A 25,165-nucleotide genomic window follows, 5' to 3' on the forward strand; every position below is an offset into this window, starting at 1 on the left:
AATTCTCAAAAGAAGGAAGCGGGAGCTCGCGGCACTGACATCCAGCACTTGGTTCGATTAGCAGTGATGCACTTTCAATCGAACAAAACCGCTTGGATGAAGCTGATCAAAACAAGGTCGAAGCTTGGTAGGCAAGAATCGCAACGCCGCCTGCGACTATCAATCCTGCGACCATTGCCGGGCGCGCCGATGAAGCTCCCGATGATGTGACGGCGCTCCTTGCCGCTTGGTAGTAGAGAAACGCCCCGCCCCCGATTATCGCCGCCTCCACGATGATTTCGGCAAACGGATACTGCCATAGCCCCAGCCCTAGACGGGGAATTCCGCCCCAGTTGCCCGGCAGGACAGGCATGTCGGCCCGGTGCACGATCAAATCCAGAAGCCAGTGGGAGAAGGACACACCACCCAGAACCCAACCGGCACGGCGCCCCCAAGCCAGCCCTGCAATGACACCAAGAACGGCTGACAGGAAGACAGCTCCGACAAGGGAATGGGTCCAGTCGGCATGAATGATGATCTGGCCAAACGCTCCAGCCGTTCCCGGGACCGGTTCGATTGCCTCGATCCCGGAGAGCAGGAGTGGTACGAAAGCGATGTCGAGCCAGACGGTCGCCATCATGAGTGACCAAAGCGGGACGCTCGTTTCGCGTGCCTTGACGCCGGCGGCCAGACCAAAATGCCCGACGATCATTTGCCCGCCTCCCTGTCCTGCCAGGGAATTGCCGAGTCGAGCCAGCCGATGATGATGACGAAGAACAGTGTCCCGAGGATGAATTCCATGTCCGTTTTTCCTTTCCGGGTAGCCAACGGACCGGAGCGTCAAGCAAACCGGTCATTCCAGGCGTTGCTTCCGATGTTCCCCAGGCCGCACGCCACAAAAAGGAACGTGAAACAACATTTCGGGAGTTCGGCCCGATGCACGTTTGGAAATGATCGCCCTTGTCGAGCGATGACGTTGGGTACGAGAATGAAGTGTCGTTCTCAAATGGGAAACGGACAATTTCCGATACTTGATATTCAATCTTGAATGGATGGTGGCGCGCCGTTCGAGATACTGCTCAGGCTCCCTGAAAACCGGATCGTTCGAATGCAGAGTTTTCAAAGGCAACATCCCTCTCGGCAAGGTCAGGCCGAGAGATCACGTCCGTGCACAGACCGTGTCAATTCCTGCTTGCGTTGCCGTTCCCGCCAGATGGTGTAGATGGATGCCAGAACGATAATCGCTGCGCCGGCCAGCGTGAACCGATGCGGAAGCGCGGAGAAAAACAGCCAGCCAAGGAGTGTGGCGTAGAGGAGCCGGATGTAGTCGAGCGACGCGAGCAACGAGGCCTCACCCCATTTGTAGGCAATGATGTTGCTCATCTGCGTTGCAAACGCGGTCACCCCCATTGCTGCGAGCAGCAGCCATTCGGTTGCGGTCGGCCATTTCCAGAACCAGATGGCGGGCAGGGCAGTCGCGAGACCCACGCCAATGGCTTGCCAGCTCAGAATGGTTGTGGGTGCATCGCTGCGCGACATGAGCCGGATGATGACCATCACGGCTCCGGCACATGCCGCCCCCCCCGATCGCCATCAGCCCGTAGAGAGAAAAGCTTTCCGTTCCGGGCATCAACATGATCCCGACCCCGACAAATCCGAAAATCACGGCCAGCCACCGCCTGATGCCGACCGTTTCATGGAGGATCAGAATGGCGAAGATCGTGACAAAGAAGCTTTTGGCGAAGCCCAGCGCGGTCGCCTCCGCCAAGGGCAGATGGATGATCGCAGAGAAGCCCATCACCATTGCTCCAACAGCGAGCACGATGCGGACGATCTGGAGTTTTGGTTGTTTCGTTCGCAACACGCCGGGGAACCCCCTCAGGATCGAGGGCAACACGATCGCCGTCATGACCACCTGCCTGACGAGCAGGATCTGCGTGATATGCAGACGACTGCCGAGAAGCTTGATCAGCACGGTCATCACAGAGAAGAGGGCGGCAGCGATCATCAGCACAAGCGCGCCCTTGATGTTGTCCGGTAACTCCTGAAACTGTTTCCTGATCATGCCATGCCGCTGCTGATGTCCGGATCACTCTCGATATCCGGGACGGTGTCCTCGAATGCTGCAGGGTCCATCTTCTAGGGGCTGAAAGCAATTGGGCAACTTGCTTGGACCTGTCAGTCCGCAGCCGGCCATGTTGGTTCATTGTCCACGCCTATCCTCCCGATGGCCAATCGTGGCCGAAGGAGTATGAGAATGGGAATTGCACAATACGATCCTGCCGCGCTCGGCCGGCCGGCATGGAACGCCGGTCGCACGGTCGGCGCAAGGAATCCACTTAAACAGCGCCACATCCAGGCGATCCGCTTTTTCCTTGATCGGGAAGGACGGATGCGCGACCGGGCTCTGTCCAATACCTTGGCGTCGACATCGAAGACGCCCTGGAGTTGGCAGAGCATACCGAGATTTGATCGTGAGCGGCCCCGCGCGCAGTTGGGCCGTACCTCGCCTTGAAGGCAGCAAGGCTGGCCGCAGTGTCGCGCCCCCGTATCGTCCATGCGAGATCAAACGTGCGTTTCCTAAAGCCGGTCGTTCCGTACGATCGACGAGAAGTCGACGGGAAAAACGCCGCCTCTCCGTCATCTGGTTTCGCGCGGTCCGGATGGTGGCTCGTGCCGGTCGGAGGTCCGGTGCAGGAAGATGATCGATCCGATCGTCGCGCCAAACAGCAGCAGTGAGACCGGGCTGCGGAACAGGAACAGCGGATCGCCGCCGGTGGCCGCGAAGGCTTCCCGTGCGGTCTCCTCGAGCGGCTTTGCCAGGATGAAGGCGATGACAAAGGGCAGGACCGGAACCGCCGCGCGGCGGAACAGGTAACCCAGGATGCCAAAGCCGAACGTCACCCAGAGGGCGAAGAAGCTCGTCTCCTGCACATAGATCGAGGTCAGCGTCACGAGGAGAACGACCGGCAGCAGGTAGCGGTTCGGGATCCGGGCCAGCACGCCCAGCGAGCGCATGAAGGCACCGCCAATCGTCCAGTTCAGAATATTGCCGAGCGACATGAGCGTGAAGATGCCGAAGGCGATCACCAGTTCCGGATTGACCTCCGGGGCCGTGAAGCGGAACACGGCCGGCCCGGGGTTGAAACCACCTATGCTGTCAGCGGCGAGGATCAGGAAAACGGCTGCGGCATTGCCGGGAATGCCCAGCGAGAGCACCGGGATCAGGTTCGCGCCGGAAACGGCGGAGTTGGCCGCCTCGGTGGCCGCGATGCCTTCCGGCGCACCCTGCCCGAACGGCGTGTCCGCCGGTCCGCGACGTGCCTCGTGCCGGCGCTTTCCGAACGTGTAGCCCAGCATCGCTGCCAGCGTTGACCCGACGCCGGGCATCGCGCCGATGACCGTCCCGATGATCGCGGAACGCGCGATATAGGGCGTGATCCGTTTCAGGTCGCCGGGTTGCAGGCCGTCGCTTGTCCGTTTCTCCGGTCCTCCGTCCGCTGTGGCCCTGGACGTACCAGCGCGCAGCAGGTCCTCGATGGAGCAGAAAATCTCGCCGACGATCAGCACGCCAAGCACTGCGGCGACCATCGGAAAGCCGTTTTCAAGTCCCGGCAGCCCCATCGTGAGCCGCGGGTAGAAATCCTGACCGGTCGCGACATAGGCTGCGAGCAGGCCGATACTGACGGACAGGAGGCCGCGCCCGAGCGATTTTCCCATGACCGCCGCCACGAAGGACAGCGAGAGGACCAGCAGGGCCGTCTTTTCCGGCAGGTCGAGGACGCGTTCGACCAGGATGGCTAGGAAAGGGGCGCAGACGAACAGCACAAGATCGGAGAACGTGTCACCGGCAACCGACGATATCTGAGCGATGCGCAGTGCGCGGCGCGGCTGGCCGGCCCGGGCCATCGGGTGGCCGTCGAGCGTTGTCATCAGCGCGTCGGGCGTTCCCGGCGTGTTGAACAGGATCGCAGGCACGGCCCCGCCCACGGTCGCACCCTTCATGATGCCGATCAGGAAGCCGAAGACGGGAAGCAGCGCATCCGGGGTGAAGCCGAAGACGGAGATCAGGATCGGCAGGGAAATCGCCATCGCCATCGGGCCGGCCAGCCCGGGCGTGGCACCGACCGCGATCCCCGTCAGCAGACCGAAGAAGAGCATGACCGGCGCCGCCGGCAGGGCAAAGCCAAGCAGGTGAAAGAGCGCGGGGCCTTGAAAGACCGCCAGGATTCCCAGCCAGATATAGTGGAGGACATCGCTCATACGTCACCGTTGGGCGGCAACAGGAGATCGTCAAACGGCAGATCGTAAAGAAGGATGAGCAGGATGGTTGCGGCCAGACCGATCATCACCGCCTTCCAGGTGATGCGCCATTCCGCCAGGCTGATCAGGCCGGCCACGAGAAATGTTCCCCCGGTCATGAACCCGAGGTACTTCCAGGGAACCGAGTCGCGCAGTTCCCGGTAGCCGATGCCCTCTCCGGGCCCAGCCAGCCAGACTGCCAGCGGCCCGGTCCAACGCATCAGCACGATTGCGCCGGAAAACAGCAGGAACAGGACGGCGCAGAAGCGGATGTTGTCGCCCGAGGGCAGGGCTGAACCGCCCTGTTTCAGCGCTTCCACCATGATGAGCAGGCCGGCCGCGACCAGGATGGCCAGGGCAACAGCGGGCGCCAGGGCATCGCCGATCTTCACGCGGCCGCGCACGTGAACGATCATCGCCGAACCCGTGTCGTTCGGCAGCCAGAGCAGCAGGGCCAGGATGGCCGCCAGAAGCGCCAGCCCGCCGAAGACGATGTTTGCCTGTTTCAGCGACATCGAAGCACCTCCGGCGGGCAGGCTTGCGCCCCGTTGGAAACGATCAGTTCGAAACGGCCTTGATCAGCTTTTTCGATGCGTCGACGGAATCGGCCATGTAGCCATCCAGTTCCTCACCGGTCACGACGCTCGCCCCGCCAAAGGCCTTCTGGGCGAAGGCATAGGCTTCGGTGGAACTGTCCGTCAGAACATCGCGGATGGCATCGCCAAGCGCCTTGCGCACGTCCGGCGCCATGTTGCCCGGCGCGATGAACATGAAATAGCCGTCCAGGTTGAAGTCGCTGCCGAGGTCGGTGATCTTCGGCGCTTCCGGGTTGTCGATCAGCGCCGCGGGAATGCCGCTGGCGATGTTGATCATCTCGCCCTGCTTGACCGGCTTGGACTGGGCACCCGCGACCCAGCCGATATCGAGATCACCGCCACGCAGGCCGTTCATCACGCCGGCCCCGCCCTTGACAGGGACGATGTTGAAATCGATCCCTGTCTTCTGGCCCAGATGGTAGGCGACGTCGGCCTGGCGGTCGGAGGCCGTGCCGAACCGGATCGGCTTGCCGGCGGCGGCCGCAGCCTTCACCTTGTCCCAGCTGTCGAATTCACCGCCCTTCATGGCCACCAGACCGAGCTGGAAGCGCGCGGTCGTCGCCAGCGAGGTGAATTTGGAAAGCTCGAAATCCGGGTTCTTGCTGGCAACCGCGCTGTAAGCAAGCGTTTCGGTCACCACCATGCCGAAGGCCGTTCCATCGGCCGGCTCGCTTGCCAACTGCTTGGCCAGGTTGAGGCCGCTATTGCCCGGCGCCTGTTCCGGCAGCACCTTCCAGCCGTACTTTTTCTCCAGACCCTGCGCGATCAGGCGGGCCTGGGTGTCGGCACCGCCGCCGGCCGCAAAACCGATCAGCATCTTGATGGGTCCGGGCGGCGCCCAGCCGTCGGCCCATGCGTGGAAAGGCGCGGAAACGAGCGCGGCCGCAAGGGCCAGCGAAGCAAGTACAGATTTCATGTTGATCCTCCCAGATTGAACCGAAGCCTGCCAGTATAAGGTGGATATGTCAACGTCTTGGTTGACATATCCACGTTTTGCATGGAGTCTGAACCTTGGAGGAGCCCCGGTCATGCATGGTTCGGAAAATCCGAAAGACGACGACAAACCGCCGATCGACATCGATCTGCTGCTGCCATTCCAGATTTCGCAACTGAACGCGAAACTGGCGGCGCAGGCGCGTGCCATCATCGCGCGCCACGGAACCCTGTCCCTGCCGGAATGGCGCATCATCCGCGTCGTCGGGATGAAGGTGGCGACGGGATCGACCGCGGTGCGCAAGGCCGCCGGCATCGACAAGAGCCAGTTCTCGCGCACGGTGAACGCACTGGTCGAGGACGGTTTTGTCGAAGTCCACCCGTCGAGCGAGGACCGGCGCCAGTTCGAGATTTCGCTGACGTCCAAGGGACATGCCGCTCATGACCGCCTGGCGCCGGAACTCGATGCGCGCCAGCGCCATCTGCTCGGCGCGCTTTCGCCCGCCGAACGGGCGGTGATCCACAGCGCGATCCGCGCGCTCGCCCGCGCTGCGGAGCAAACGGAATTCAACCTCGATATCGACAGCAAGGGGACGCAGGACAATGCGTAGGTCAAAAAACCTGTTGGTCATCATGTCCGACGAACATCAGTCCGGCGCCTTGTCCTGTGCCGGACATCCCGTCGTGAAGACACCGAACCTGGACGCGCTCTGCGCGCGGGGAACGCGGTTCGCCAATGCCTATACGCCGTCGCCGATCTGTGTGCCCGCGCGCGCCGCCTTCGCGTCCGGCCGCTACGTCCACGATATCCGTCTGTGGGACAATGCCATGCCCTACATCGGCACGCCGCGCGGATGGGGCCACGCGCTCCAGGACAGTCACATCCGCGTCGAATCGATCGGGAAGCTCCACTACCGCCATGCCGAAGACCCGGCAGGCTTCGATGTCGAGCACATCCCGATGAATGTCGTCGGCGGCACCGGCATGGTCTGGGGGTCCATCCGCCGGGAGGACGAGCGCGTCTACAAGGACGGCCGGATGCTGGGCACCTATATCGGCCCTGGCGAAAGCCCCTACACGCGCTACGACGCCGAGGTCGTGTCGCGGAGCGGCAAGTGGTTTGCCGATGCCGCCGCCGACAATCGCCCCTGGTGCCTCTACGTCGGGCTTGTCGCTCCGCACTTCCCGCTGATCGTGCCGCAGGAGTTCCTCGATCTCTATCCCCTCGACTCCCTTCCGCCGCTGAAGCTTCATCCCCGAGACGGCTACCGGCATCATCCCTGGGTTGCCCTGCAGGACGCCGCGCTGGCCGGCGACAAGGCATTCCGCGATGACGAGGAACGCCTGATGGCCATCGCCTGCTATTTCGGGCTCTGCAGTTGGCTGGATCACAACGTCGGCCTTATCCTGCAATCCCTGCAGGACAGCGGAATGGCCGGGGACACGACCGTCATCTACACCTCCGACCATGGCGACAACGTCGGCGCCCGTGGCCTTTGGGGAAAGTCGAACATGTACGAGGAATCGGTCGCTGTTCCGATGATCGTCGCGCCACCGAAGGCGAGCGGCGATGCCATGACGTCCGGGGCCATCTGCGCGACGCCCGTCAGCTTGCTCGACGTTTCGCAGACGATCATCGATCATTTCGGCGCGTCGCTGGAGGGCGAGAGACCCGGCCGCTCACTCTACGACATTGCCGGCGAACCGGCTGATCCCGACCGCGTCATTTTCAGCGAATACCATGCGGTGGGTGCCGTCTCTGCCTGCTACATGGTGCGCAAGGGGCGCTGGAAATACATCCACTATGTGGGATTCGAGCCCGAACTGTTTGACCTCGGGAACGATCCGGACGAGACCGTCAACCGCGCCGGGGATGCGGACTGCGCGGCGGTCTTGGCGGACTTGCGTGCAATCCTGCAGGGGATCTGCGATCCCGACGCCACCAACGAACAGGCTTTTGCCGACCAGGACGCGATGATCGAGAGCTACGGCGGCCGGGAGAAAGCGATGCACATCGGCGCGCCGGCAGCGACCCCGCCGCCAGAGGTATGATCGCTGCCCATGGTCGGGCATGACCAAAGGGTACCACTGGTTCCTTTGGCCAGATTCATTCATTCCCAGCCATCTGCCCACTGCGGGCGAACGTCCGCAGTTGCCAGGTCGACGCCTGAAATATGCCAGGCCGTTCTGCGCCGCCATTCCAGCCGTTCCGGGGCGATCCAAGAAACTGCAAAGCGGATGTTCCCTGCATGCCGACATATCCCGACGGCGACTCAGACGGATGTCCGGTTTGCTTCGATTGACTTTGACCTAATGGGATGAACTGCCTTCCCACCAATCCGCTGCTATCGTTGTGGGCATAGGTGGAGAGAGGAGCATCTGATGAACATCAAGGTTCTGGGCATTGATCCGGCCATCGCCCAGAGCTGGCATCGCAACTGGGACAGGGTCATCCCGTTCTTTGCCTTCAGTGAGGCTGTGCGCAAGATCATCTACACGACGAACGCCGTCGAGGCGCTGAAGTCGAAGCTACGGCGCGCCGTCAAAAACCCGGGGCCCCTTTCCGAACATTTATGCCGCGATGAAAATGATGTTCCTGGTCTGGCGCGATGTCAGTGCGCAACGGAAAATACAGCCAAGGGAATGGAGGGAAGCAAAGATCCAGTTCCAGGAACGGTTCGCCACCGAATGACGATCAACCGGCCCCCTGACAGATGATTCCTGACAGTCCCAGGTTCTAGACGATCAAGAACGAACTGGTCTGGAGAACGATCTTCCAGACCCGCGCCGCCACTGAATTGGCCCTTGGCCGATACATCGACGGCTTCTACAAGCCGCGCCGGCGACATTCCGCTCCGGGATGCAAATCGACGGGATCATTCGAGGCCGAGATGGTCATCGCAGAGTGAAAGCCTCTCGACTAAATCCGGGCAAGTCCAGACCAATACTCAAACTTCGGGACAACATATCAGCGATAAGGCGGAGCATACATTATTCCGCCGAGGCTCCACAGTTGGTTCATGCCTCGGGCGATGCCGAGCTTGCTGTTGGCGCCGAGATTCCTCTCGAATATCTCGCCGTAATTTCCGACGTGGCGAATGACATCGACTGCCCAGTCATTCCTGACACCCAGCTTGCTGCCAAGATCGCCTTCATTTCCTACCAGACGTCTGACGTCCGGTTTCGTAGAAGCCATAGCGTCATCTATCGTCTGAGTGGAGACACCCATTTCCTCGGCGTTAAGTAGAGTGAACATGACCCACTTGACGAGCGTCGCCCAAGCAGGATCATCCTGCCGGACAACCGGTCCGAGCGGTTCCTTGGATATTGCGTCGGGAAGAATAATGTGCTCATCCGGTTCGGCAAGTTGCAGGCGCCAGGCATAGAGCTGTGACATATCGCTCGTGATCACGCCGCATTTGCCGCTGCCATAGGCCTCCAACGCTTCCGTCGCATTGCCTGTCAAAATGGTTTCATGGGCCATATTGTTGGCAAGGAAATAGTCAGCGAGATTGTTCTCGCTGGTCGTTCCGCGCAGAACGCAAACCGTTGAATCTGCAAGGTCCAGCGACGATACGACATTTGCCGTCCGGGGCACCATGAACCCCTGGCCATCATAGTACCAAACGCCAGCGAAAGTCAGATCGTAGGCTACCTCACGACCAAGCGTCCATGTCGAATTTCGGGACAGAAGGTCCACTTTGCCGGCACGAAGTGCATCGAACCGCTCTTCTGCAGACAGCGGCACATAATCAACCTTCGTGTCATCCTCGAAAATTGCAGCCGCGACGGCGCGGCAGAAATCGACATCGAAACCCTCCCACTTGCCGCCCACCTGACTTGCAAAGCCCAGCAGTCCGCTGTTGATGCCGCAAAGCAGATGGCCACGCTTCGCAACATCGTCGAGCGTCGCTGCCCTGGCTACAGCGCTTGGTCCGAAGGTCAACGCAAGAACCATCAGGACAAGCGAAGCGGCAACCTTTTCGATTCGGTTTCTCATTGCACGGTTCCTCTTTCGCGTATTGTCGCCAGTTAAAGTTTCGGCGACTGGCGGACAACCACACGCGTGCCGACGGGCACCTGTTCGTATAGTGATATGACATCCGGATTGATCATTCGGAAGCAGCCCGAAGACATCGCATGACCAATCGTTTTCGGCTGATTGGTCCCATGAATTCGATAAACCGTATCACCGAGATAAAGCGCTCTCGCGCCTAGGGGGTTTCCAGGGCCGCCTGCCATGAAACGCGGAAGATATGGCTGGCGCTCGATCATCTCCGCAGGGGGGCGCCAGTCTGGCCACTCCTGCTTTCGACTGATCTTGTGGATACCCTGCCACTCGAAACCCTGACGCCCAACTCCCACGCCGTAGCGAATGGCTCTGTCGTGGCCCAGCACATGGTAGAGGAAGCGCTCTTCTGTGTGGATTATGATCGTGCCAGCCGGTTCGTTCGTCCGGAAGAACACAGGCTGAGGGCGAAGTTCAGCTGGAAGGCGTTCTTCCTCTTGCGTCGGAACATAACCCGGCTTTTCGGGAGCGTTGATTTCTTTGGCCTGTCCACCTTGAGCCACGACAGAACATACAAGGGCGACTATCCAGGAGATTGCAAATACTGCCTTTAAACGCATCTTGGTTGTCTCCGCTCGCTGCCATCATGTGCAGGGAATAAAAAGCATAGTTCCATAGACGTCCCGTGCCCGCTTCTCGATCCAGACGGTCTCAAGAATCCCGTTGTCATAAGAGACAACAAGTCTGTCCTGGGGGATCCCAGCCGGCCCCTTTGGCCCGAGAAAACTTCTTCCCTCCCGATCTGTCTTTAAAAACATCTCCGTAGGGGCCGACTGTCCGACGGCATGCAACATCACACCACCATTCGGGCCCGCCCCGATCGAATAGGGATTATTGCAGGCAAGCCTGGCCTGGGCCAGGGTTCGTTCGCGGTCTTCTTCCTGGTGGTAGGAGGCAAGTCCGTAGTTTCCTGGCAGTCTCGCCATGTCTACGGACACCTTTGCGGGCTGCATCTCCTGCTCCGCTTTCGAAGCGGGCGTCATCGTCGTGCAGGATGAGATCGGCAGAGGAGATAACAAGACAATTCCCAACAGGATAAGCCGGGGAACGTTGTGAATATCAACCGCCCGGAAGCGGGAAATCGGGACATTCGATCTTGCGCGATCCGGATCTGCCATAGGATAATCCTCGCCTATCAAGCCACCTGCTATCCGTAGTGTAAACGATAAAAAGGAAAAGCAACAACGCCTATCTTGGCGAAAATAAGTGATTTCATCTTCTCATATCAGGCGGTTGAGAGGACATATCCGCATTCTTTTTATCCTGTTGCTGCTATTTTGGAATTTTCGATTTAGATGCTTGGTAATCTATTTCTGGATGCGCAGACTCAGGTTCCATATAGAATGGACACACCCGGAAACCGTCAATTACCGTCGCGCATGAGCCGATAGCGCGCATTGAGAGCGCCGTTTGGGCGATTGCGTTCGGACAGGGCGGTTTTCGGAGGTGTCCAGACAATGGAAAACAACGGACTCGCTTCTATCCCCCGGCTAGCAATCGGACCTCTTCCAGCGAGTGTTCGTAAGCCTCTCGGCGACCGAAACACTAGGCAGATGCTGAATGGCAGAATGTCGAGAATGTTTGCCAGAACCGGAATGTTGGCGCACGGCCCTTAATCTGCACGTTGGAAATGCGCTCCCTCTAACCGGGCGCTCACGATCTCAGAGTCGGGTGCTAAAACCGGCCATTTGACATCCTGCTGATGAAGGCCCCGACAGGGCGGAGAGCGGTCGTTCGTTGCGGCGCTGATTAACGACCGTTTCGCAAACGATGTGGGCGTTCGCTGCATTCCGCTTTCGATCGTGAGCCGCATCGGGGCCTAGTCAATGCATAAGATAGTCGACGTTAGGCTGATCAACCGCAGCATGGTATTATCAATAGATAGACGCCCAGAAGATCATCGATCTAAACTCTCGTGTATTGGCGAGGCAGAGCATGCAACTGAACTTCGTGCCAACCAACACCTCAGCCTAGTCGCCCGCTATGCAGGACGGATGATCCGGCGCCTTTCAGCAGTTTGAACAGAAAGCTTTGCCCGCGCGCTGTTCCGGCGGTCCGACAGACGTCTCAAGAGGCAGTTTTCTGCCTCGCCGCAGACCACCGAAGACCGATGCCGTAGCCTGATCAAGGAGACCCCGATGATCCGTCCGCTTATCGCCACTGCAGCGCTTTGCGCCCTCGTTGTTCCTGCCAGTGCGCAAGAGGAATTGCCTTCACTGACCCCCGACGACCTGGTCTTCTCGATCGAGAACATGGATCGCAGCGCCGATCCCCGGCAGGATTTTTATCGCTACGCGGCGGGCGGATGGATGGACCGGGTGGAGCGTCCGGCCCGTTTCCCCACCTACGGCATCTTCACCATCATGAATGACCGGCTGACCAAGCAGGTTGCCCTTGCCGCCGCCGAGGCCGGGCAATCCACGGCAACTCTGCCCAAGGGGTCTCCTGCCCGGCAAGTCGGGGATTTCTACAACGCCTTCATGGATGTCGAGGCCATCAACGCCGCCGGGATCGACCCGATCCGTGCTATGCTGAGCGAGATCGAGGCGATTTCCTCGGTGGCCGATATCACGCCGTTCATGGCGTCACAGGCGGCGACGGCCGGTCCGGGGCTATTTGTCCTCTTTGGGCCAGGACAGGACCCGGAGGACAGCGGCAGGTTCGCACTTTATGCCGTCGGTCAGAGTTTCGGGATCGACCGCCATTTTCTCGAGCTTCTGCGAACCGAACCGGGCGACAGCGCGCTGATCCCTTACCACGAATATGTCCGCAAGTTGATGGAGATCGCGGGCTACGCGCCGGACGACGCCGCGCGGATCGCCGATAACTCCATCGTCATCGAGACGGCGCTCTACAGCGGGTTCCTGACCCCGGAAGAGTTCAAGGACCCGCGGATGCGGTCCGCCAAGCTGCCGTTCGACGAGGTCGCCGCCCAGGTACCCGAAATCGACATCCCCCTGTATCTGGAGATGAACGGCTTCGAGAAGCCGGACGAATTCGTCATGTTCCAGCCACGCGCTCTGACTCGCTTGTCCGAAGTTCTGCGTGAGACACCTCTCGCCGATCTGAAGGACTACATGACCTACCGGATCGTGCAGAATTACGCGCCCTTCCTCGACACCAGGCTTCTGGAGCCCAAGCTCGACCTCTTCCAGGCCCTGATCGGCGCCCGGCCCGACCAGCCCCGGTCCGAACAGGTCTATGACCTGCTGAAGGAAAAGATGGGTCATCCGGCCAGCCAGGTCTTCGTCGATCGTTTCTACCCGAAGGGCACCAAGGAAGAGGTGCTCGACATGGTCGAGCGGATCAAGGCTGTCTTCCGCCACCGGATCGAAACCAGCCCGTGGCTGTCCGACCCTACCAAGGCGGAGGCGCTGAAGAAGGTCGACAAGTTCTACTACAAGGTCGGCTATCCGGACAAATGGATCGACTACAGCGGTGTTGAGATCGGCCACGATCCGGTCGCCAACATGATCGCCCTTGGCCGCTTCGAAATGGAACGCACCATCGACAACCTGACCCGCCCGCCCGAGCATGAAGAGTTCAACGGTGCATCGACCCTGCCGATCGCGATGAACGCGGCATACACGCCGCAGATCAACGGGTTCGAGGTCACGGCCGCGATCACCATGGCCCCGGCCCTGTCGCCCGACATGGACGCACCCCTGAAATTCTGCCGGATCGGCGCGGTGATCGGGCACGAGATGACCCACGGCTTCGACTTCGGCGGACGCCAGTATGACGCGAGCGGTAACCTGCGTGACTGGTGGACCCCGGAGGACACCGAGGCCTTCATCGTCGAGGCAAAGAAGCTGATCGAGCAGGCCGACCACTTCGAGGTTCTGCCGGGGCTGCACATCAACGGCGCGCTCGGCGTCGGCGAGAACATGGCTGACGTCGGGGGCATCACGCTCGCCTACGAGGCCCTGAAGGTCTATCTTGAGGAGCACCCGGAGGAGAATGTCGAGATCGACGGCATGTCGCCCGTCGAACGTTGCTTTGTTGGCTGGGCCCAGTTCTGGGCGTCCAAGCAGACGGACCAGTTCCTTCACACCATCGTCACGAACGACGGCCATGCCCCGGACTACTACCGGTCGGTGGCGGCGCTCCAGCATGTGGACGCGTTCTACGAGACGTATGGCATCGTCGAGGGCGATCCGATGTGGCTGCCGCCGGAGAAGCGCGCCCGGGCCTGGTAAAGAACGATGGCGGGCAGTCGGCCCTTTCGATAGATATCTTTGATCGGTCGGCGGCTTGGCGAGTGCGGGACGAGAGACCTGTCACGGCTTGGGCTGGTCCTCTGCGTCCTTCGAGTATGCCTCCAACGTCCTTCGGGATACAGAAGCTTCAGGGCCGACCGAATGGTCGTCGCGACAGGGCACGGAAAACGGACGGCAGCCGTTCGCTGGAGGGCTGACCAAAGGTCGCTATGGGGCCGGAAACGCCATTGTGCCGAGCGAGGGCAAACGTCTGCTTCACCCGGATCGGCGTCCATAACCCGCCGGACCGGATACGGCCCCTCTCTAGCCATTTGTGCGTGGCGTGCCGAATGCCGGCAATGAGTGCACCTGCGCAGTTGCCGAACACTCTATTCCTGATGTCGAGGTACCAAACGCCCGCACTTCGACTCGGGCTATCTCACCTAGATCTAGAGTAGCCAACCTTACTTATCGTTGCCACTCTTGGCTCTTCCTGGCCTGCTTCGTGCGCAAGCCGAACTACGTCCCGTGTCTGCGCATAGAACCAGGGAGCCTAAGAGTGCCAGAAGATGTGTTTGGGTGACTTGGCTGCCGAATAGCCTTTCTCGGCCGCACAGCGCCATCGGCTACAGGCCGCCGATATCGCTCATGAATGCCTCCCGCGCATCCGGTCCGCCGTGAGTACACCCCGGGAAAATTCCCCAGCCGGTTGGTCGAAAATCGGGCTCCACTTCAGTTGATATTGCCTCCGCGTAAAAGACCGAGCGTAAGCTTTACCTCTATGCGGCGATCGACAACGCATACAAGTCCATTTCGATCAATCTTTCTTTCTGCTATGAGTAATTCTGGTGAGCAGATTGCAAGAAACCAAATTGAAGCACGAATGTCATCTTGCTAGGACGCGTATAACACATGGCGAGAAAACTGATTTGGCTTGTCTTGCCAATGGCAAGACAGCTTTTCTTTCAAAGGCTGATCTTACCGACAATTGCAATATGCTGCATCTTTGTCGGCTTGCCTAACGCCTCTGAGGCATTGGACACAAGCGGGATGAATAGTCCGCGTTCTCAGACATACCGGGAGTATGGCAAATATTGGAAAGTACAACTTTTTGCTGATCCAGGTTTCAACTGCAATAACCTTTCTCAGCGTAAGGTCTTTTATCTGAAATTTTTGGAACCGCCCAAAGACGACAAGACTGCTGCATTCGCAATCATCAAAGCTCTCGTTGTTTTTTCCTATGAGAACGGTAACTGGTTCTGCAACTTTGATCGGTACGACCCGACCCGCGTTTTTCAGTTTCGTGCGATTGGTCTCTCGGCTGATGGCAATGTGTTTTTCGATGTTTCGTTCGACACCAACGCGGTGAATTTCAATTCGGAGGCCGAGTACAATTCCTTCCTCAAGAGCGTATCGCTATCCATCAGCAAACATCGCAATGGGCAATCACCGAAAAGCGACGCTTTGACAATTTCGACCTTGAGATTTCAGAAATACTTCGAATCCAACAAGAAAGATTATTGCGTGACATTGGGGAGGAGGCTGGGGTCGATTTTTCCTTCATACAGGGGAGGAACGTTTGGCGTTGCGATTGACCAAGTCGGCGGTTGCTCGTTCTACGGACCAACCGTGATGCGTGAAATTTTTGTCAAACCGGAGCTTCAAGAAACTCTGACGTGTTCGCCCAATACATCTGGCAGTGGCTCATCGTGCAGAGCGCAGGTCTCATATTATTGCAGCACCACATATGCGGCCGGTTGCAAGGACGTAAATCGCTTAACCAACCAGCTCATTGTCTTCGTCAATAGCGACGTGGAAATCACAGGATACGAATTGCGCGATTTCAAAGTGCGAGAGTAGGTTTGGCAGGTGAGGGTCTGAACCAAGCTTCGCGTCGGTCAATCCGCCAAAGCCGTCTCGACGAGTTGCTCGATATATTCCTCAGTGGTCATGAACCTCACATGCTGTCCGCCGGGCCCATGATCCTCATGGATCATGCGGGCGGCTTTCTCGTATGCTTCCCGGCTAATGGAGATCGTGATTTCAACCTCGTCCTCTGGCTTGGGCATGTGACGCGCTCCTACATCTTTCGCGCGACATTACAAACTCAAACCGGGCTGTGTGAACAGGCCTGTGCCGGGACGGCAATTCAATGTCTGCTTCCGCAATGGTCCGTGCCTACTCCTGCCTGACCGTGGTCGGCCCCGTGTCTGCCAGTCAGCGATGCGCCGCCATATCAGGTGTTTGTTGTGCCGACGCTAAGTCCTGAGAGCGGCCGTTCGCTGCGATGTAGCCGGAGCATCGGGTTGGTCCTTCGGCATTTTCGATGGTTTCATCTACATCGGGAGGTATCCCCATGTAACCAGCCACACGCCGGCGAAAAGCAGAGAAGCAAGGGTGATGGGGATTCCGGCTCTGGCATGGTCCCAGAAGGTCAATCTGACGCCGAGGTCTTGCGCCCGCTCTGCCACGATCAGATTGGCGAGGCTACCTACCAGAAGCAGATTGCCGGCGAGCGTGGAGAGAATCGCCAGGCCGGTCAGGACATCCTGATCCATCCCCTGCCAGACCTTAAGGAGCAGCACGACGGCGGGCACATTGCCAATGGTGTTGCTGGCGACAAGCGAAAACAGCGCCAGAAGCGACGCCGTGTCGGGAAGGAGGCGCGCATTGGCAAGCCAGTCGATGCCGAATTGCGGCAGGCCCGTCGCCGAAAAGGCGCCAATGACGATAAAAAGGCTGCCGAAAAGGATGATCAACGGCAAATCGATTTCATCCAGAAACTGACGGCTCGGTATCTTGCGACTGACCATCAGGCCGGCTGCCACGAGAAGAGCGGAAATTTCACGCGGCAAACGGGTGGCAAAGAGGGTGAGAAGGATAATGAGTCCTACGCCGCTCACGGCGATCTCTGGGCGGTCGACGGTTTGCGGTTCGATCCAGGCCTTTTCGGGCTCCTGCTCCAAACTTGTTCGCCAGACGAATGCGATACACGCAAAGGTGACAAGAAGGCTCGCGAGCGCCGGCACGGCGGCGAAGGCAAGGTACTTCCAGAAGTCGAGCCCGCCGATCTGGCCGATCAATATGTTCTGCGGGTTGCCGATCAAGGTGGCGGCAGACCCAGCATTGCTCGCCGCAGCCAGCCCAAACAGATAGGGGCACGGATCGAGATTTCGCGCGGAAAGGCCTCGACACAACAGCGGCGTCATCGCGAACACCACCACATCGTTGACCAGAAACGCCGACAGCACGCCGGTGATCGCGATCGTCAAGGCGAGAAGATGAAGCGGCCGTCCTGCGCGTCGCGCAATCCACAATGCCAACGCGTCGTAAAGGCCAGACGCGCGAACCCGCGCCGAGAGGATCATCAGTCCGCCCAGCAACATCAAGGTCGGAAAATGGATGCTGTCGATGAGCTGACCGTTTGTCAGCGCCCCGGTCGCAACCAGCAGTACCGCGGCGATCATGGCGATGCCGGAGCGATCGATCCGCGATCCGGGAACGCGGCCCGCCGCCATACCTAGATAGGTCAGACAAAACAGGATGGTGACGAATGCAGTCATAATCCCTTGCTAGCAGAAATTGGTCGCGACGCCACAACGGCTCGAAGTCAGCGGCTTTGCAAAAATGAGGCCCTTGGCTTGGACCGAAAAACGGAACACTTTGGAATCGGAATATCGCCTGTCTCCTTCGTCAGGGGCAGGCTAACCAAAAAACGAGAATCATTCAGGGGAGCGGTCAGGCCACACTTCGCGGCATGTTCGATGCCGTCATCGCACAGGAAGCACCACTGAGAACCCATATTCTTGCTCAGCGTGTAGCAAGGGCACATGGCTGGCTACGTACAGGGGCTAGGATTCGCGAGCGTATTGAACAGCACTTGCGAGATGCAGACAAAACCATGGAATCGAGCGGGGAGTCTATCTGGAGCAAGGGTAGCGTAGCCGCAGTTGTCGATTACCGCCCTCCTGCCGACGAAGACAACCGACGTAGCGTCGCCGACATCTCGCTAGCTGAACTGCCTCTGTCGTGCTCGCATATCCGGACCTTCTTGATCAATCCGATCCGGCACACGATCTCGCACGTATTCTCGGACTGGAGCGATTGGCGGCATCTTCCCGTGCCCGCCTCGATGAAGCGATTGCCTACGCTCGTCTACATATCGAGAGATGAACGGGCATACTTTTCTTTGCACATTCCAGTTGAGGGCAGCCGCACCGCGTCAGTCAGCCTTCACCATGCGGATGACAAGATCCCCGTAAGCCGCTCCCAAATCTTCCGGCGACAGGGACCCCCGCGGCGAATACCAGGTCAAGACTGAGCGGCAGAGAGCAACGATCGCGGTTTTGGTGACCGGCAAGTCGTCAATCTGGAACTGACCTGCCGCACATCCCTCTTTCAGACACGACTCCACGATGTCATCGAGCGCATCCCGGATCTGCATGACATACTTGCGCTGCGCCGGGCTGAGCACGGCGAATTCCGTGTTCACGACCGTGGCTGCCTTGTAGACGCGCGCCGGAAGGGCCACCGAAGCCTGGACGATCCGCCAAAGCCTGATCCTGGGGTCGCCGTCCATTGCTGCGGTCTCCTGAATTTGCCGCAGGACATCACCGGCGACGATCTGGATGATCCTGAACAGAAGATCCTCTTTCGACTTGAAATGGACGTAGACAGCCGCCGGGCTCAGGTTGGCCTTCTTTGCAATGTCACGGGTACTGGAGGCGTGAAAACCGCTTTTCCAGAAGCAGTCCACCGCGGCGATCAGCAATCGCTGGATCGTAGGGCTCTCGATTTCCCTGCGAAACAGGTCCTTTGTCGCCGACTGGACAGATGGCAAACGGCTGGTCCTGCCTTTTTCCTGGTCTTTCGGAGTGCTCCCGGAAACTGCGGCCGCCGGTGTCTTTCTTGCCATCAGGATATTCCTGCTTTCATGCCTTCGGCGTTTTCGAATGCTAGCTATCAGAATGCACTGTGCCTGGGAAAGACCGGCTTTCGTTTCTCCTGGATCGAAGCCATGCCTTCGCGCATTTCCGGGCCCGTAAAAGCATGAAACTCGAACGCCAGCGACGCGTCGAAAATTGGTCCTGCCATGCGCAGCCAGTGGTTCATCGTGTACTTTGTGAGCCGAATGGCCGTCGGGGGGCCGTCGGCAAGCTGGGAGGCGATCTCGAGCGCCTTGTCGTCAAGGTCCTTGTCTTCGACCGCTATGGAGACAAGCCCGATATCGGCGGCCTCCTGTCCGCTGATGGTCGTGCACATGAGCAGGTGATACTTCGCCCGCGCCATCCCGCACAGAAGTGGCCAGATGATCGCGGCATGATCGCCGGCCGCAAGGCCTAGGCGCGTATGCCCATCGATCAGTTTCGCATCCTTGGCAACCACCGAAATGTCCGACATGAGGGCACAGACCAGGCCGCCACCAACGGCCGGCCCGCGCACCGCACTGATGATCGGCTTTGTGCAGTTAATCATATTGTAGACGACATCGCGGGCTTCGCGCAGGTTCTTCATGCGGATTTCGTGGTCTTCGACCATCTGCCTGACCATGTCGAAATTGCCACCCGCGCAAAAGGCGTCACCGTCGCCGGTGAGGATCACGACGGCCGTGTCATCATCTGCCGAAATATCGTGCCAAACCCGTACCATTTCGGGGTGCATGATCTCGTCGATCGAATTCTTCTTGCCTGGGTTGGAGAGCGTCACCTTGAGAACGCCCGGATAGGGCCGGTCGAAAATCAGCCTCTTGTAGCTTTCGTAGTTGATGGCGGTCATGGCCGATCCTTCTCCCATTGCGAACGTTTCCGTGCCAGCCGCAACGAGCGCGGCTTGACGGGATAATAAGCATGTGCTTAGTAAATGCAACAAGATAAGCAAGCGCTCGCTTACCACCTTTTTTCTGGACGATATGACAGGGCGCTGCAGACGGAGTGGAAAATGGGAAAGATCAATGATGATCTGCTCGATCCCGAGATCGTGCAGAATCCGTCCCCCTACTACAAGGTCCTGCGCGAAGAGCATCCTTGCTATTGGAACGAACGGTGGCGGGGCTGGGTCCTGAGTCGCTACGAGGACGTCTATGGCGCTCTCCACAGCACGGACATGTTGGCCGATCGCATCACCCCGTTCTTCCGCCATCGCCTATCGGCCGAAGAGCAGAGGCGCTTCGCTCTGACATACGAAGTGCTGCATTCCTTCGTCGTTTTCCTGGACCCGCCGCGGCATACCCATTTGCGGCGGATCTTCAGCCGGGCCTTTACGCCGAAGGCCGTCTCGACCATGCGCGGTGTGGTGGAGGGATATGTTCAGGAGTTCTTTGCTAATTGGGATGGGCGCGACGTCGTCGATCTCAACAAGGATTTTGCCTATCCCTTTCCCGCCAACGTCATCGCTTCCATCATCGGTGCTCCAAGAGAAGATGTGCATCGGTTTCACGGCTGGGCCGATGGTCTGACCAACCTGCTTCTCGCCGGCGTCGGTGAGGACCAGCGCATGGATCGCGCGCAGGACGCGCTGGTCGAGTTCAAAGCCTACCTGAAGGGCCTGTACGACGAGCGGCTGAAGCAGCCACGCGATGACATGATGAGCTGGCTCATGGAGGTCGAGCAGAACGACCCCACGCTGACGGAAGACGATGTCCTGCATTCCTGCATCCTGCTGTTGAATGCCGGGCATGAAACGACGCAGGACCTGATCTGCAACACATTGACCACGCTGCTGGAGCTTCCGGATCAGATGGACCTTCTGCGCGAGAATCCGCAGCACATGAAAACCGGTATCGAGGAAGGCCTCCGCTTCAACGGTCCCCTCAAGGGGACGATGCGGATTGCCGGAAAGGACATGGAGATCGCTGGCAGCCGCGTTCGTGAGGGCGATCGACTGCTATTGCTGATGGGAGCCGCAAACAGGGATCCGGCGAAGTTCGAGAATCCGGAGCAGTTCGACGTGACGCGGAATCCAAATCCCCATCTGTCGTTCAGCCACGGCCTGCATTTCTGTCTCGGCGCGCCACTGGCGCGAATGGAAATGGAGATCGCCTTCAATGAACTTCTGCGCCGCTTCCCAAAGATGCACCTCCTCAGCGAGGTGAAATGGGATCCGAGAATCCTTGGCCGGAGCATCGAGGCGCCCATCAACATTGCTTTGCAGTGAGGGCGGGATGGAAACGAAACGGTTCCGCGCCCGCGTCAACCCCGATCTCTGCGTCGGTTCGACCATGTGCATCCTGGAAATGCCCGATGCCTTCCGCATGCGCGCCGACGGGCATGCGGAATTTGTCGGCGATGCGCTGGACCCCGACACCGTACGTGACGTTGCCGAGTTGTGCCCGGTTTCGGCAATCGAGCTGATCAACGAGGACTGAACCATGGCAACGACTGACAACTGGCGCACGGCATTGGCCTACGGCGACACTGACAAGGTTGTCATACGTGGCTACGACCTGGGTGAACTGGTGGGAAACCTGGGCTTCGCTGAGGCGTTCCTGCTGCTCGCCACGGGAGAACTCCCGCCCGCGGGCCATGCGAAGCTCCTGGACGCCATGTTCGTCTCGGTCCTGGATCACGGCATCGTCCCGTCCAGCATCGTCAGCCGTTACCTTGCTTCATCGGGCAATCCCTTGCAGGTCGCCGTGGCCGGCGGAGTCATGACGTTTGGCGATACCTATGGCGGTGCCTGCGAACAGCTCGCACGTTCCCTCTGGCGTTGCGGATCAGAGATTCAGGACGGAAAGCGCGACCAGGCAAGCGCTGCCCAGTCAATTATCCAGGAATTCGCTGGATCTGGCCATAAGGTTCCGGGCTTCGGCCATGCCCTTCATCCCCATGGCGATCCGCGGGTTGACCGCCTCTACGCCGTAGCGGATGCGAACGGTGTGACGGGCCGTTTCTCCTTGCTCGCCAAGCAAGTCGAACAGGAATTGGAGAGCCGGAAAGGCCGGCGCTTGCCGATGAACCAGGATGGCGCCCTGGCTGCATTGGGGCTCGACCTCGGCCTGGACTGGCGCTTGGCGCGGGCGCTTGCATTCGTGCCGAGGAGTGCCGGTCTGGCGGTCCATGCAGTCGAGGAAATGACCCGTGAAGCCGGCTGGCGCCATGTCCCGGATTCGAAGGTCAAATATGACGGCCCGCCCTTGCGCCCGCTGAAGGGAACGCGGTGATGGGCATTCTTTCCGGTGTGAAAGTGGTCGAGTTCACGCACATGGTGGCAGGGCCTGCCTGCGGCATGATCCTGGGTGACTTCGGCGCACGTGTCATCAAGGTGGAACCGCCACAAGGCGATATCACCCGCCGCATCGGACCAAGGGTCAACGGGACGGGGGCTCTCTATGCATCGACCAATCGAAACAAGGAAATTGTGACCCTCGATCTCAATGACGCCACGGAGGCAGACGACGCGGTCGAACTGGCCATGTCGGCTGATGTAGTGGTGACAAACCTCGATGTTGCTCTCCTGAAGCGCGCGCACCTCGATGCTACGACGCTACGGGAGCGGAACCCTGCCCTGATCGTCGTTACCATTACGGGGTTCGGCCCCGGCGGCCCTGCAGGAACGGATGGTCTCGCCCAGGCCGCGATGGGCATGATGGAGGCCACCGGTCCAGTGGAAGGGCCAGGCTACAGGACGGGTCCTTCGATCGTCGATGTTTCCACCGGAACCTGGGCGGCCCTCGGTGTGCTGGCAGCACTCGAAAACCGTCGACAGACTGGGATGGGCGACGAGATCCGATCCTCGCTGGCCGACGCCTGTCTCTATCTTCAATACCCGCATGTCACGATGCATGACGCATCGCCAGCCACCGTTCGGCGGAACGGCAACCACTCGGTCGTCTCCTGTACGCCGATGTTCCAGGCCAGCGACGGACGCTTCATGGCGACCATCCTGCATGATCGCCACTGGCAGATTTTCTGCACCGCGATCGGGGCACCCGAACTGTTCGAGGATGCGATGTTCGACAGCAACGAAAAGCGCTGCGAATTGCAGAATGAACTGGAAGCGCGCGTCGATCCGATGACGCGAAAGAGAACGCGGACCGAATGGGTCGAACGGCTGCGGGCCGAACGGCTCCCCTGCGCTCCGGAACGCTCCTACGCAGAAGTCGAAAGCGATCGCACGCTCTACGAGCGCGAAATGCTCTACCGGCTTCCGGAAAACGGGGGGAGCCTACAGGTGGCCATGCCCCTGGAGTTCTCGACACTGAAGATTTCCGCGCCAAGGCCGCCAGCGCATCCTTCACGTCCGTTGAGGGCCGGCCAATGACCGTCGCGCAACCCCGCAGCATCACCTCCGCCCGTTTCGGCTACGATGCCAGGGAATGGGAGCTGTTCGATGCTGCCAGGGCAATTGCCCGCCGTCATGCGCCTGGCGCTAACCGTCCTCTTGGACCAAAGCAGCTTTCGGCGGTTTTCCAGGAACTGGCTGCGCTCGGCTACCTCGGCTCGCTGCTGCCGGCCGATGCCGGCGGTGCGCCTCTGACCCCGCTTCAATTCGCCGCCCTGGTCGAAGGTCTCGCGCCCGAACTGACGCTGATCGGCAATCACAGTGTCCAACGCTACCTCCACGAATTTGGTAGCGATGAACAACGTGCTCGCTTCATGCCGGGTTTGCTGTCCGGTCAAGACATCGGGGCGATCGCGATTACCGAACCGGGTGCGGGGTCAAACCTTGGCGGTCTAGCAACCACCGCGCGCCGAATCGACGACGGGTATGAATTGAATGGCAGGAAGACGTGGGTCACCCACGGCATGCATGCGTCCTTTGCCATCGTTTTAGCGCGCCTGGACAACGGGGGCGGCGGAGCAATGCCGACGCGGTTCATCGTGCCCGTGGAAACACCGGGGTTAATCCGCCGCCCGCTTGATCCACGGGGCTTGCGTCACCTGACGTTCGCGGAAATCACGCTGGAGAACTGCCGAATTTCCCCGGATCTCCGGTTGGGGGCGGAAGGAGAGGGGACATCAGGCGCAAAGAAGGCATTTCCGATTGCGAGGGTTCTCGCGGCCCTCCAGTCGATCGGCATTGCGAGGGCCGCTCTTGATGTCGTCGGGGATTTCCTGCGCCACCGGATGGTTGCGAACGGTCCCCTGTCGGCAAGCGCGCTGGTTCAGGACGGCTATGCGAGCCTTGTCGGCCGCTGTCATGCCGCCCGGCTGCTCGCCTTGAAGTCGATAGAAGAACTCGACACCGAGAACGCGATAGCCGGTGCATCAGCTGCAAAATCATTGTGTTGCGGTCTGGCAGTGGAAGTGTGTCGGTGGGCAAGCGACACGATCGGTTCAGCCGCGCTGGAACGGTCGCATCCGATCCGCCGGCTGGCCAACGATGCGGCCATGATGGCCGTCGTCGATGGTACGCCGGTTCTCAATAACCTCGTTGCCGGCCGCCGAGCCCTTCGTGGTGAACTGGCTTGGTCCGCAACGAAAGCCGAAAGGGGAAAGGAACCCCGGGAGCCGCGCGCAGCAATGGAGATGAAGCAGTGACCAGGATCATCTTTCGCGATCGCAACGGACGCGATCATGCCGCCGACGCAAAGCCGGGCGAGACGGTGATGCAGGCAGCGGTCAATGAAATGGTGTCAGGTATTGTCGCCGACTGCGGTGGCGCGGGAACGTGCGCCACGTGTCATGGATATGTCGATCCGAAATGGGCGGATCGCGTTCCACCACCAACACCGGATGAATCAGAAATGATCGAGGCCGGCTGCTTCGACGTTGAACCGACGAGCCGTCTGACATGCCAGATAACGGTAACCGAAGACATGGACGGACTAATCGTGCGTTTGCCCCCGTCCCAAGGGCTCTGACAGGCCTGCGGCGGACACGGGAGAACAAGGAGAGACCTCGGACGCAAGACGAGAAGTGCCTAAAAAAAAGCCCGACTGATAAATCAAACGGGAGGAAAACATGAGGGATCTGAAGCAGGTGACCGGAACGCAGGACCTTCGCAATGGAGGGACTGCGAGATGAATTCTGAACCGCACCGGGTTTGCCGGAGGCTGGTTGATATAAGCTACGCGGCCATTTCTGAGGTTTCCATAGCTGCATAGAAGTTTGCTTCGGCCTCTGCTGGCGGGACGTTTCCGATGGGCT

23 protein-coding genes and 3 pseudogenes are annotated in these 25,165 nt (G+C 59.6%); 13 read left to right on the top strand and 13 right to left on the bottom strand.

The genetic code is table 11. The features are described 5' to 3' along the window. Window positions 1-106: 106 nt before the first annotated feature. The 6 genes and pseudogenes from CSC94_RS22375 to CSC94_RS22400 form a co-directional block, all read right to left on the bottom strand. Window positions 107-691, bottom strand: a complete 585-nt coding sequence (locus CSC94_RS22375; protein WP_099308606.1) for a permease — start codon at window positions 689-691, stop codon at window positions 107-109. A gap of 434 nt (window positions 692-1,125) precedes the next feature. Then, a complete protein-coding gene (locus CSC94_RS25100; RefSeq protein WP_342585971.1) occupies window positions 1,126-1,536 on the bottom strand; it encodes an EamA family transporter in 411 nt (136 codons plus the stop codon). 133 nt (window positions 1,537-1,669) lie between these two features. Then, window positions 1,670-2,044: pseudogene (locus CSC94_RS25105) on the bottom strand (EamA family transporter); the annotation flags it as partial. A gap of 575 nt (window positions 2,045-2,619) precedes the next feature. Further along, entirely contained in the window at window positions 2,620-4,242 is a 1,623-nt protein-coding gene (locus CSC94_RS22390; RefSeq protein ID WP_099308607.1) for a tripartite tricarboxylate transporter permease, read from the bottom strand. Continuing rightward, window positions 4,239-4,796, bottom strand: a complete 558-nt coding sequence (locus CSC94_RS22395) for a hypothetical protein (RefSeq protein WP_099308608.1) — start codon at window positions 4,794-4,796, stop codon at window positions 4,239-4,241. The genes CSC94_RS22390 and CSC94_RS22395 overlap by 4 nt, the downstream gene beginning before the upstream one ends. A gap of 43 nt (window positions 4,797-4,839) precedes the next feature. After that, the gene (locus CSC94_RS22400; protein ID WP_205853390.1) at window positions 4,840-5,793 is read right to left on the bottom strand and encodes a tripartite tricarboxylate transporter substrate-binding protein; all 954 of its coding nucleotides are present in this window, start codon (window positions 5,791-5,793) and stop codon (window positions 4,840-4,842) included. 112 nt (window positions 5,794-5,905) lie between these two features. On the opposite strand from CSC94_RS22400, the gene CSC94_RS22405 reads away from it, so the two are divergent. The 4 genes and pseudogenes from CSC94_RS22405 to CSC94_RS22420 form a co-directional block, all read left to right on the top strand. Then, window positions 5,906-6,421 carry a MarR family winged helix-turn-helix transcriptional regulator gene (locus tag CSC94_RS22405; protein WP_099308609.1) on the top strand — a complete coding sequence of 172 codons (516 nt, stop codon included), beginning with the start codon at window positions 5,906-5,908 and terminating at the stop codon, window positions 6,419-6,421. Then, entirely contained in the window at window positions 6,414-7,862 is a 1,449-nt protein-coding gene (locus tag CSC94_RS22410; protein WP_099308610.1) for a sulfatase family protein, read from the top strand. Before CSC94_RS22405 ends, CSC94_RS22410 begins: the two co-directional genes overlap by 8 nt. Window positions 7,863-8,219: 357 nt before the next feature. Next, window positions 8,220-8,502, top strand: a pseudogene (locus CSC94_RS22415) (transposase); the annotation flags it as partial. A 49-nt stretch (window positions 8,503-8,551) separates the two neighbouring features. Next, window positions 8,552-8,719: pseudogene (locus CSC94_RS22420) on the top strand (IS3 family transposase); the annotation flags it as partial. Window positions 8,720-8,778: 59 nt separating this feature from the next. Here the strand turns inward: CSC94_RS22420 and CSC94_RS22425 are convergent. The 3 genes from CSC94_RS22425 to CSC94_RS22435 are packed head-to-tail and all read right to left on the bottom strand — an operon-like array spanning window position 8,779 to window position 10,997. Then, window positions 8,779-9,810, bottom strand: a complete 1,032-nt coding sequence (locus tag CSC94_RS22425; RefSeq protein ID WP_099308612.1) for an amino acid ABC transporter substrate-binding protein — start codon at window positions 9,808-9,810, stop codon at window positions 8,779-8,781. A gap of 32 nt (window positions 9,811-9,842) precedes the next feature. Then, window positions 9,843-10,439: a L,D-transpeptidase gene (locus tag CSC94_RS22430; protein WP_099308613.1), complete on the bottom strand. Its 597-nt coding sequence runs from the start codon at window positions 10,437-10,439 to the stop codon at window positions 9,843-9,845. 24 nt (window positions 10,440-10,463) lie between these two features. After that, on the bottom strand, window positions 10,464-10,997 hold the full coding sequence (locus CSC94_RS22435; RefSeq protein ID WP_099308614.1) for a hypothetical protein: 534 nt from the start codon (window positions 10,995-10,997) through the stop codon (window positions 10,464-10,466). Between the two features lie 1,020 nt (window positions 10,998-12,017). Between CSC94_RS22435 and CSC94_RS22440 the strand changes: the two genes are divergently transcribed. Together CSC94_RS22440 and CSC94_RS24345 are read left to right on the top strand one after the other, a co-directional pair. Beyond that, window positions 12,018-14,078, top strand: a complete 2,061-nt coding sequence (locus tag CSC94_RS22440; RefSeq protein ID WP_099308615.1) for a M13 family metallopeptidase — start codon at window positions 12,018-12,020, stop codon at window positions 14,076-14,078. Window positions 14,079-14,990: 912 nt separating this feature from the next. Further along, a complete protein-coding gene (locus CSC94_RS24345; protein ID WP_133123010.1) occupies window positions 14,991-15,938 on the top strand; it encodes a hypothetical protein in 948 nt (315 codons plus the stop codon). A 38-nt stretch (window positions 15,939-15,976) separates the two neighbouring features. Here CSC94_RS24345 and CSC94_RS24735 read toward each other — a convergent pair whose 3' ends face one another. Beyond that, window positions 15,977-16,147: a hypothetical protein gene (locus tag CSC94_RS24735; protein WP_165784559.1), complete on the bottom strand. Its 171-nt coding sequence runs from the start codon at window positions 16,145-16,147 to the stop codon at window positions 15,977-15,979. A 267-nt stretch (window positions 16,148-16,414) separates the two neighbouring features. Then, window positions 16,415-17,641, bottom strand: coding sequence for an ArsB/NhaD family transporter (locus tag CSC94_RS22445; protein WP_099308616.1), 1,227 nt, complete (start codon window positions 17,639-17,641; stop codon window positions 16,415-16,417). 194 nt (window positions 17,642-17,835) lie between these two features. Between CSC94_RS22445 and CSC94_RS22450 the strand changes: the two genes are divergently transcribed. Next, window positions 17,836-18,399, top strand: coding sequence for a DUF3320 domain-containing protein (locus CSC94_RS22450; protein WP_342585972.1), 564 nt, complete (start codon window positions 17,836-17,838; stop codon window positions 18,397-18,399). Here the strand turns inward: CSC94_RS22450 and CSC94_RS22455 are convergent. Continuing rightward, window positions 18,301-18,993 carry a TetR/AcrR family transcriptional regulator gene (locus CSC94_RS22455; RefSeq protein ID WP_099308617.1) on the bottom strand — a complete coding sequence of 231 codons (693 nt, stop codon included), beginning with the start codon at window positions 18,991-18,993 and terminating at the stop codon, window positions 18,301-18,303. The two genes, CSC94_RS22450 and CSC94_RS22455, sit on opposite strands and share 99 nt — an antisense overlap. A 47-nt stretch (window positions 18,994-19,040) precedes the next feature. Next, window positions 19,041-19,853: an enoyl-CoA hydratase/isomerase family protein gene (locus CSC94_RS22460; protein ID WP_099308626.1), complete on the bottom strand. Its 813-nt coding sequence runs from the start codon at window positions 19,851-19,853 to the stop codon at window positions 19,041-19,043. Window positions 19,854-20,015: 162 nt separating this feature from the next. Here CSC94_RS22460 and CSC94_RS22465 point away from each other — a divergent pair, with 162 nt between their 5' ends. The 6 genes from CSC94_RS22465 to CSC94_RS22490 are packed head-to-tail and all read left to right on the top strand — an operon-like array spanning window position 20,016 to window position 24,879. Then, on the top strand, window positions 20,016-21,230 hold the full coding sequence (locus CSC94_RS22465; RefSeq protein WP_165784560.1) for a cytochrome P450: 1,215 nt from the start codon (window positions 20,016-20,018) through the stop codon (window positions 21,228-21,230). A gap of 7 nt (window positions 21,231-21,237) precedes the next feature. Then, the gene (locus tag CSC94_RS22470; protein ID WP_099308619.1) at window positions 21,238-21,441 is read left to right on the top strand and encodes a ferredoxin; all 204 of its coding nucleotides are present in this window, start codon (window positions 21,238-21,240) and stop codon (window positions 21,439-21,441) included. Between the two features lie 3 nt (window positions 21,442-21,444). Continuing rightward, on the top strand, window positions 21,445-22,236 hold the full coding sequence (locus tag CSC94_RS22475) for a citryl-CoA lyase (protein WP_099308620.1): 792 nt from the start codon (window positions 21,445-21,447) through the stop codon (window positions 22,234-22,236). Further along, window positions 22,236-23,336 (top strand): CaiB/BaiF CoA transferase family protein, encoded by a 1,101-nt coding sequence (locus tag CSC94_RS22480; protein ID WP_099308621.1) that lies wholly within the window; start codon window positions 22,236-22,238, stop codon window positions 23,334-23,336. Before CSC94_RS22475 ends, CSC94_RS22480 begins: the two co-directional genes overlap by 1 nt. Continuing rightward, window positions 23,333-24,556 (top strand): acyl-CoA dehydrogenase family protein, encoded by a 1,224-nt coding sequence (locus CSC94_RS22485; RefSeq protein WP_099308622.1) that lies wholly within the window; start codon window positions 23,333-23,335, stop codon window positions 24,554-24,556. Before CSC94_RS22480 ends, CSC94_RS22485 begins: the two co-directional genes overlap by 4 nt. Continuing rightward, the gene (locus CSC94_RS22490; RefSeq protein WP_099308623.1) at window positions 24,553-24,879 is read left to right on the top strand and encodes a 2Fe-2S iron-sulfur cluster-binding protein; all 327 of its coding nucleotides are present in this window, start codon (window positions 24,553-24,555) and stop codon (window positions 24,877-24,879) included. Before CSC94_RS22485 ends, CSC94_RS22490 begins: the two co-directional genes overlap by 4 nt. Window positions 24,880-25,165: the final 286 nt, after the last annotated feature.

This window comes from Zhengella mangrovi (genome assembly GCF_002727065.1).
Lineage (GTDB): Bacteria > Pseudomonadota > Alphaproteobacteria > Rhizobiales > Rhizobiaceae > Zhengella > Zhengella mangrovi.

What these genes read in the sequence shown, in the direction of transcription:
- CSC94_RS22375 (WP_099308606.1), bottom strand. Translation starts at nt 691, where the DNA reads ATGATCGTCGGGCATTTTGGTCTGGCCGCCGGCGTCAAGGCACGCGAA.
- CSC94_RS25100 (WP_342585971.1), bottom strand. Translation starts at nt 1,536, where the DNA reads ATGGTCATCATCCGGCTCATGTCGCGCAGCGATGCACCCACAACCATT.
- CSC94_RS22390 (WP_099308607.1), bottom strand. Translation starts at nt 4,242, where the DNA reads ATGAGCGATGTCCTCCACTATATCTGGCTGGGAATCCTGGCGGTCTTT.
- CSC94_RS22395 (WP_099308608.1), bottom strand. Translation starts at nt 4,796, where the DNA reads ATGTCGCTGAAACAGGCAAACATCGTCTTCGGCGGGCTGGCGCTTCTG.
- CSC94_RS22400 (WP_205853390.1), bottom strand. Translation starts at nt 5,793, where the DNA reads ATGAAATCTGTACTTGCTTCGCTGGCCCTTGCGGCCGCGCTCGTTTCC.
- CSC94_RS22405 (WP_099308609.1), top strand. Translation starts at nt 5,906, where the DNA reads ATGCATGGTTCGGAAAATCCGAAAGACGACGACAAACCGCCGATCGAC.
- CSC94_RS22410 (WP_099308610.1), top strand. Translation starts at nt 6,414, where the DNA reads ATGCGTAGGTCAAAAAACCTGTTGGTCATCATGTCCGACGAACATCAG.
- CSC94_RS22425 (WP_099308612.1), bottom strand. Translation starts at nt 9,810, where the DNA reads ATGAGAAACCGAATCGAAAAGGTTGCCGCTTCGCTTGTCCTGATGGTT.
- CSC94_RS22430 (WP_099308613.1), bottom strand. Translation starts at nt 10,439, where the DNA reads ATGCGTTTAAAGGCAGTATTTGCAATCTCCTGGATAGTCGCCCTTGTA.
- CSC94_RS22435 (WP_099308614.1), bottom strand. Translation starts at nt 10,997, where the DNA reads ATGGCAGATCCGGATCGCGCAAGATCGAATGTCCCGATTTCCCGCTTC.
- CSC94_RS22440 (WP_099308615.1), top strand. Translation starts at nt 12,018, where the DNA reads ATGATCCGTCCGCTTATCGCCACTGCAGCGCTTTGCGCCCTCGTTGTT.
- CSC94_RS24345 (WP_133123010.1), top strand. Translation starts at nt 14,991, where the DNA reads ATGGCGAGAAAACTGATTTGGCTTGTCTTGCCAATGGCAAGACAGCTT.
- CSC94_RS24735 (WP_165784559.1), bottom strand. Translation starts at nt 16,147, where the DNA reads ATGCCCAAGCCAGAGGACGAGGTTGAAATCACGATCTCCATTAGCCGG.
- CSC94_RS22445 (WP_099308616.1), bottom strand. Translation starts at nt 17,641, where the DNA reads ATGACTGCATTCGTCACCATCCTGTTTTGTCTGACCTATCTAGGTATG.
- CSC94_RS22450 (WP_342585972.1), top strand. Translation starts at nt 17,836, where the DNA reads ATGTTCGATGCCGTCATCGCACAGGAAGCACCACTGAGAACCCATATT.
- CSC94_RS22455 (WP_099308617.1), bottom strand. Translation starts at nt 18,993, where the DNA reads ATGGCAAGAAAGACACCGGCGGCCGCAGTTTCCGGGAGCACTCCGAAA.
- CSC94_RS22460 (WP_099308626.1), bottom strand. Translation starts at nt 19,853, where the DNA reads ATGACCGCCATCAACTACGAAAGCTACAAGAGGCTGATTTTCGACCGG.
- CSC94_RS22465 (WP_165784560.1), top strand. Translation starts at nt 20,016, where the DNA reads ATGGGAAAGATCAATGATGATCTGCTCGATCCCGAGATCGTGCAGAAT.
- CSC94_RS22470 (WP_099308619.1), top strand. Translation starts at nt 21,238, where the DNA reads ATGGAAACGAAACGGTTCCGCGCCCGCGTCAACCCCGATCTCTGCGTC.
- CSC94_RS22475 (WP_099308620.1), top strand. Translation starts at nt 21,445, where the DNA reads ATGGCAACGACTGACAACTGGCGCACGGCATTGGCCTACGGCGACACT.
- CSC94_RS22480 (WP_099308621.1), top strand. Translation starts at nt 22,236, where the DNA reads ATGGGCATTCTTTCCGGTGTGAAAGTGGTCGAGTTCACGCACATGGTG.
- CSC94_RS22485 (WP_099308622.1), top strand. Translation starts at nt 23,333, where the DNA reads ATGACCGTCGCGCAACCCCGCAGCATCACCTCCGCCCGTTTCGGCTAC.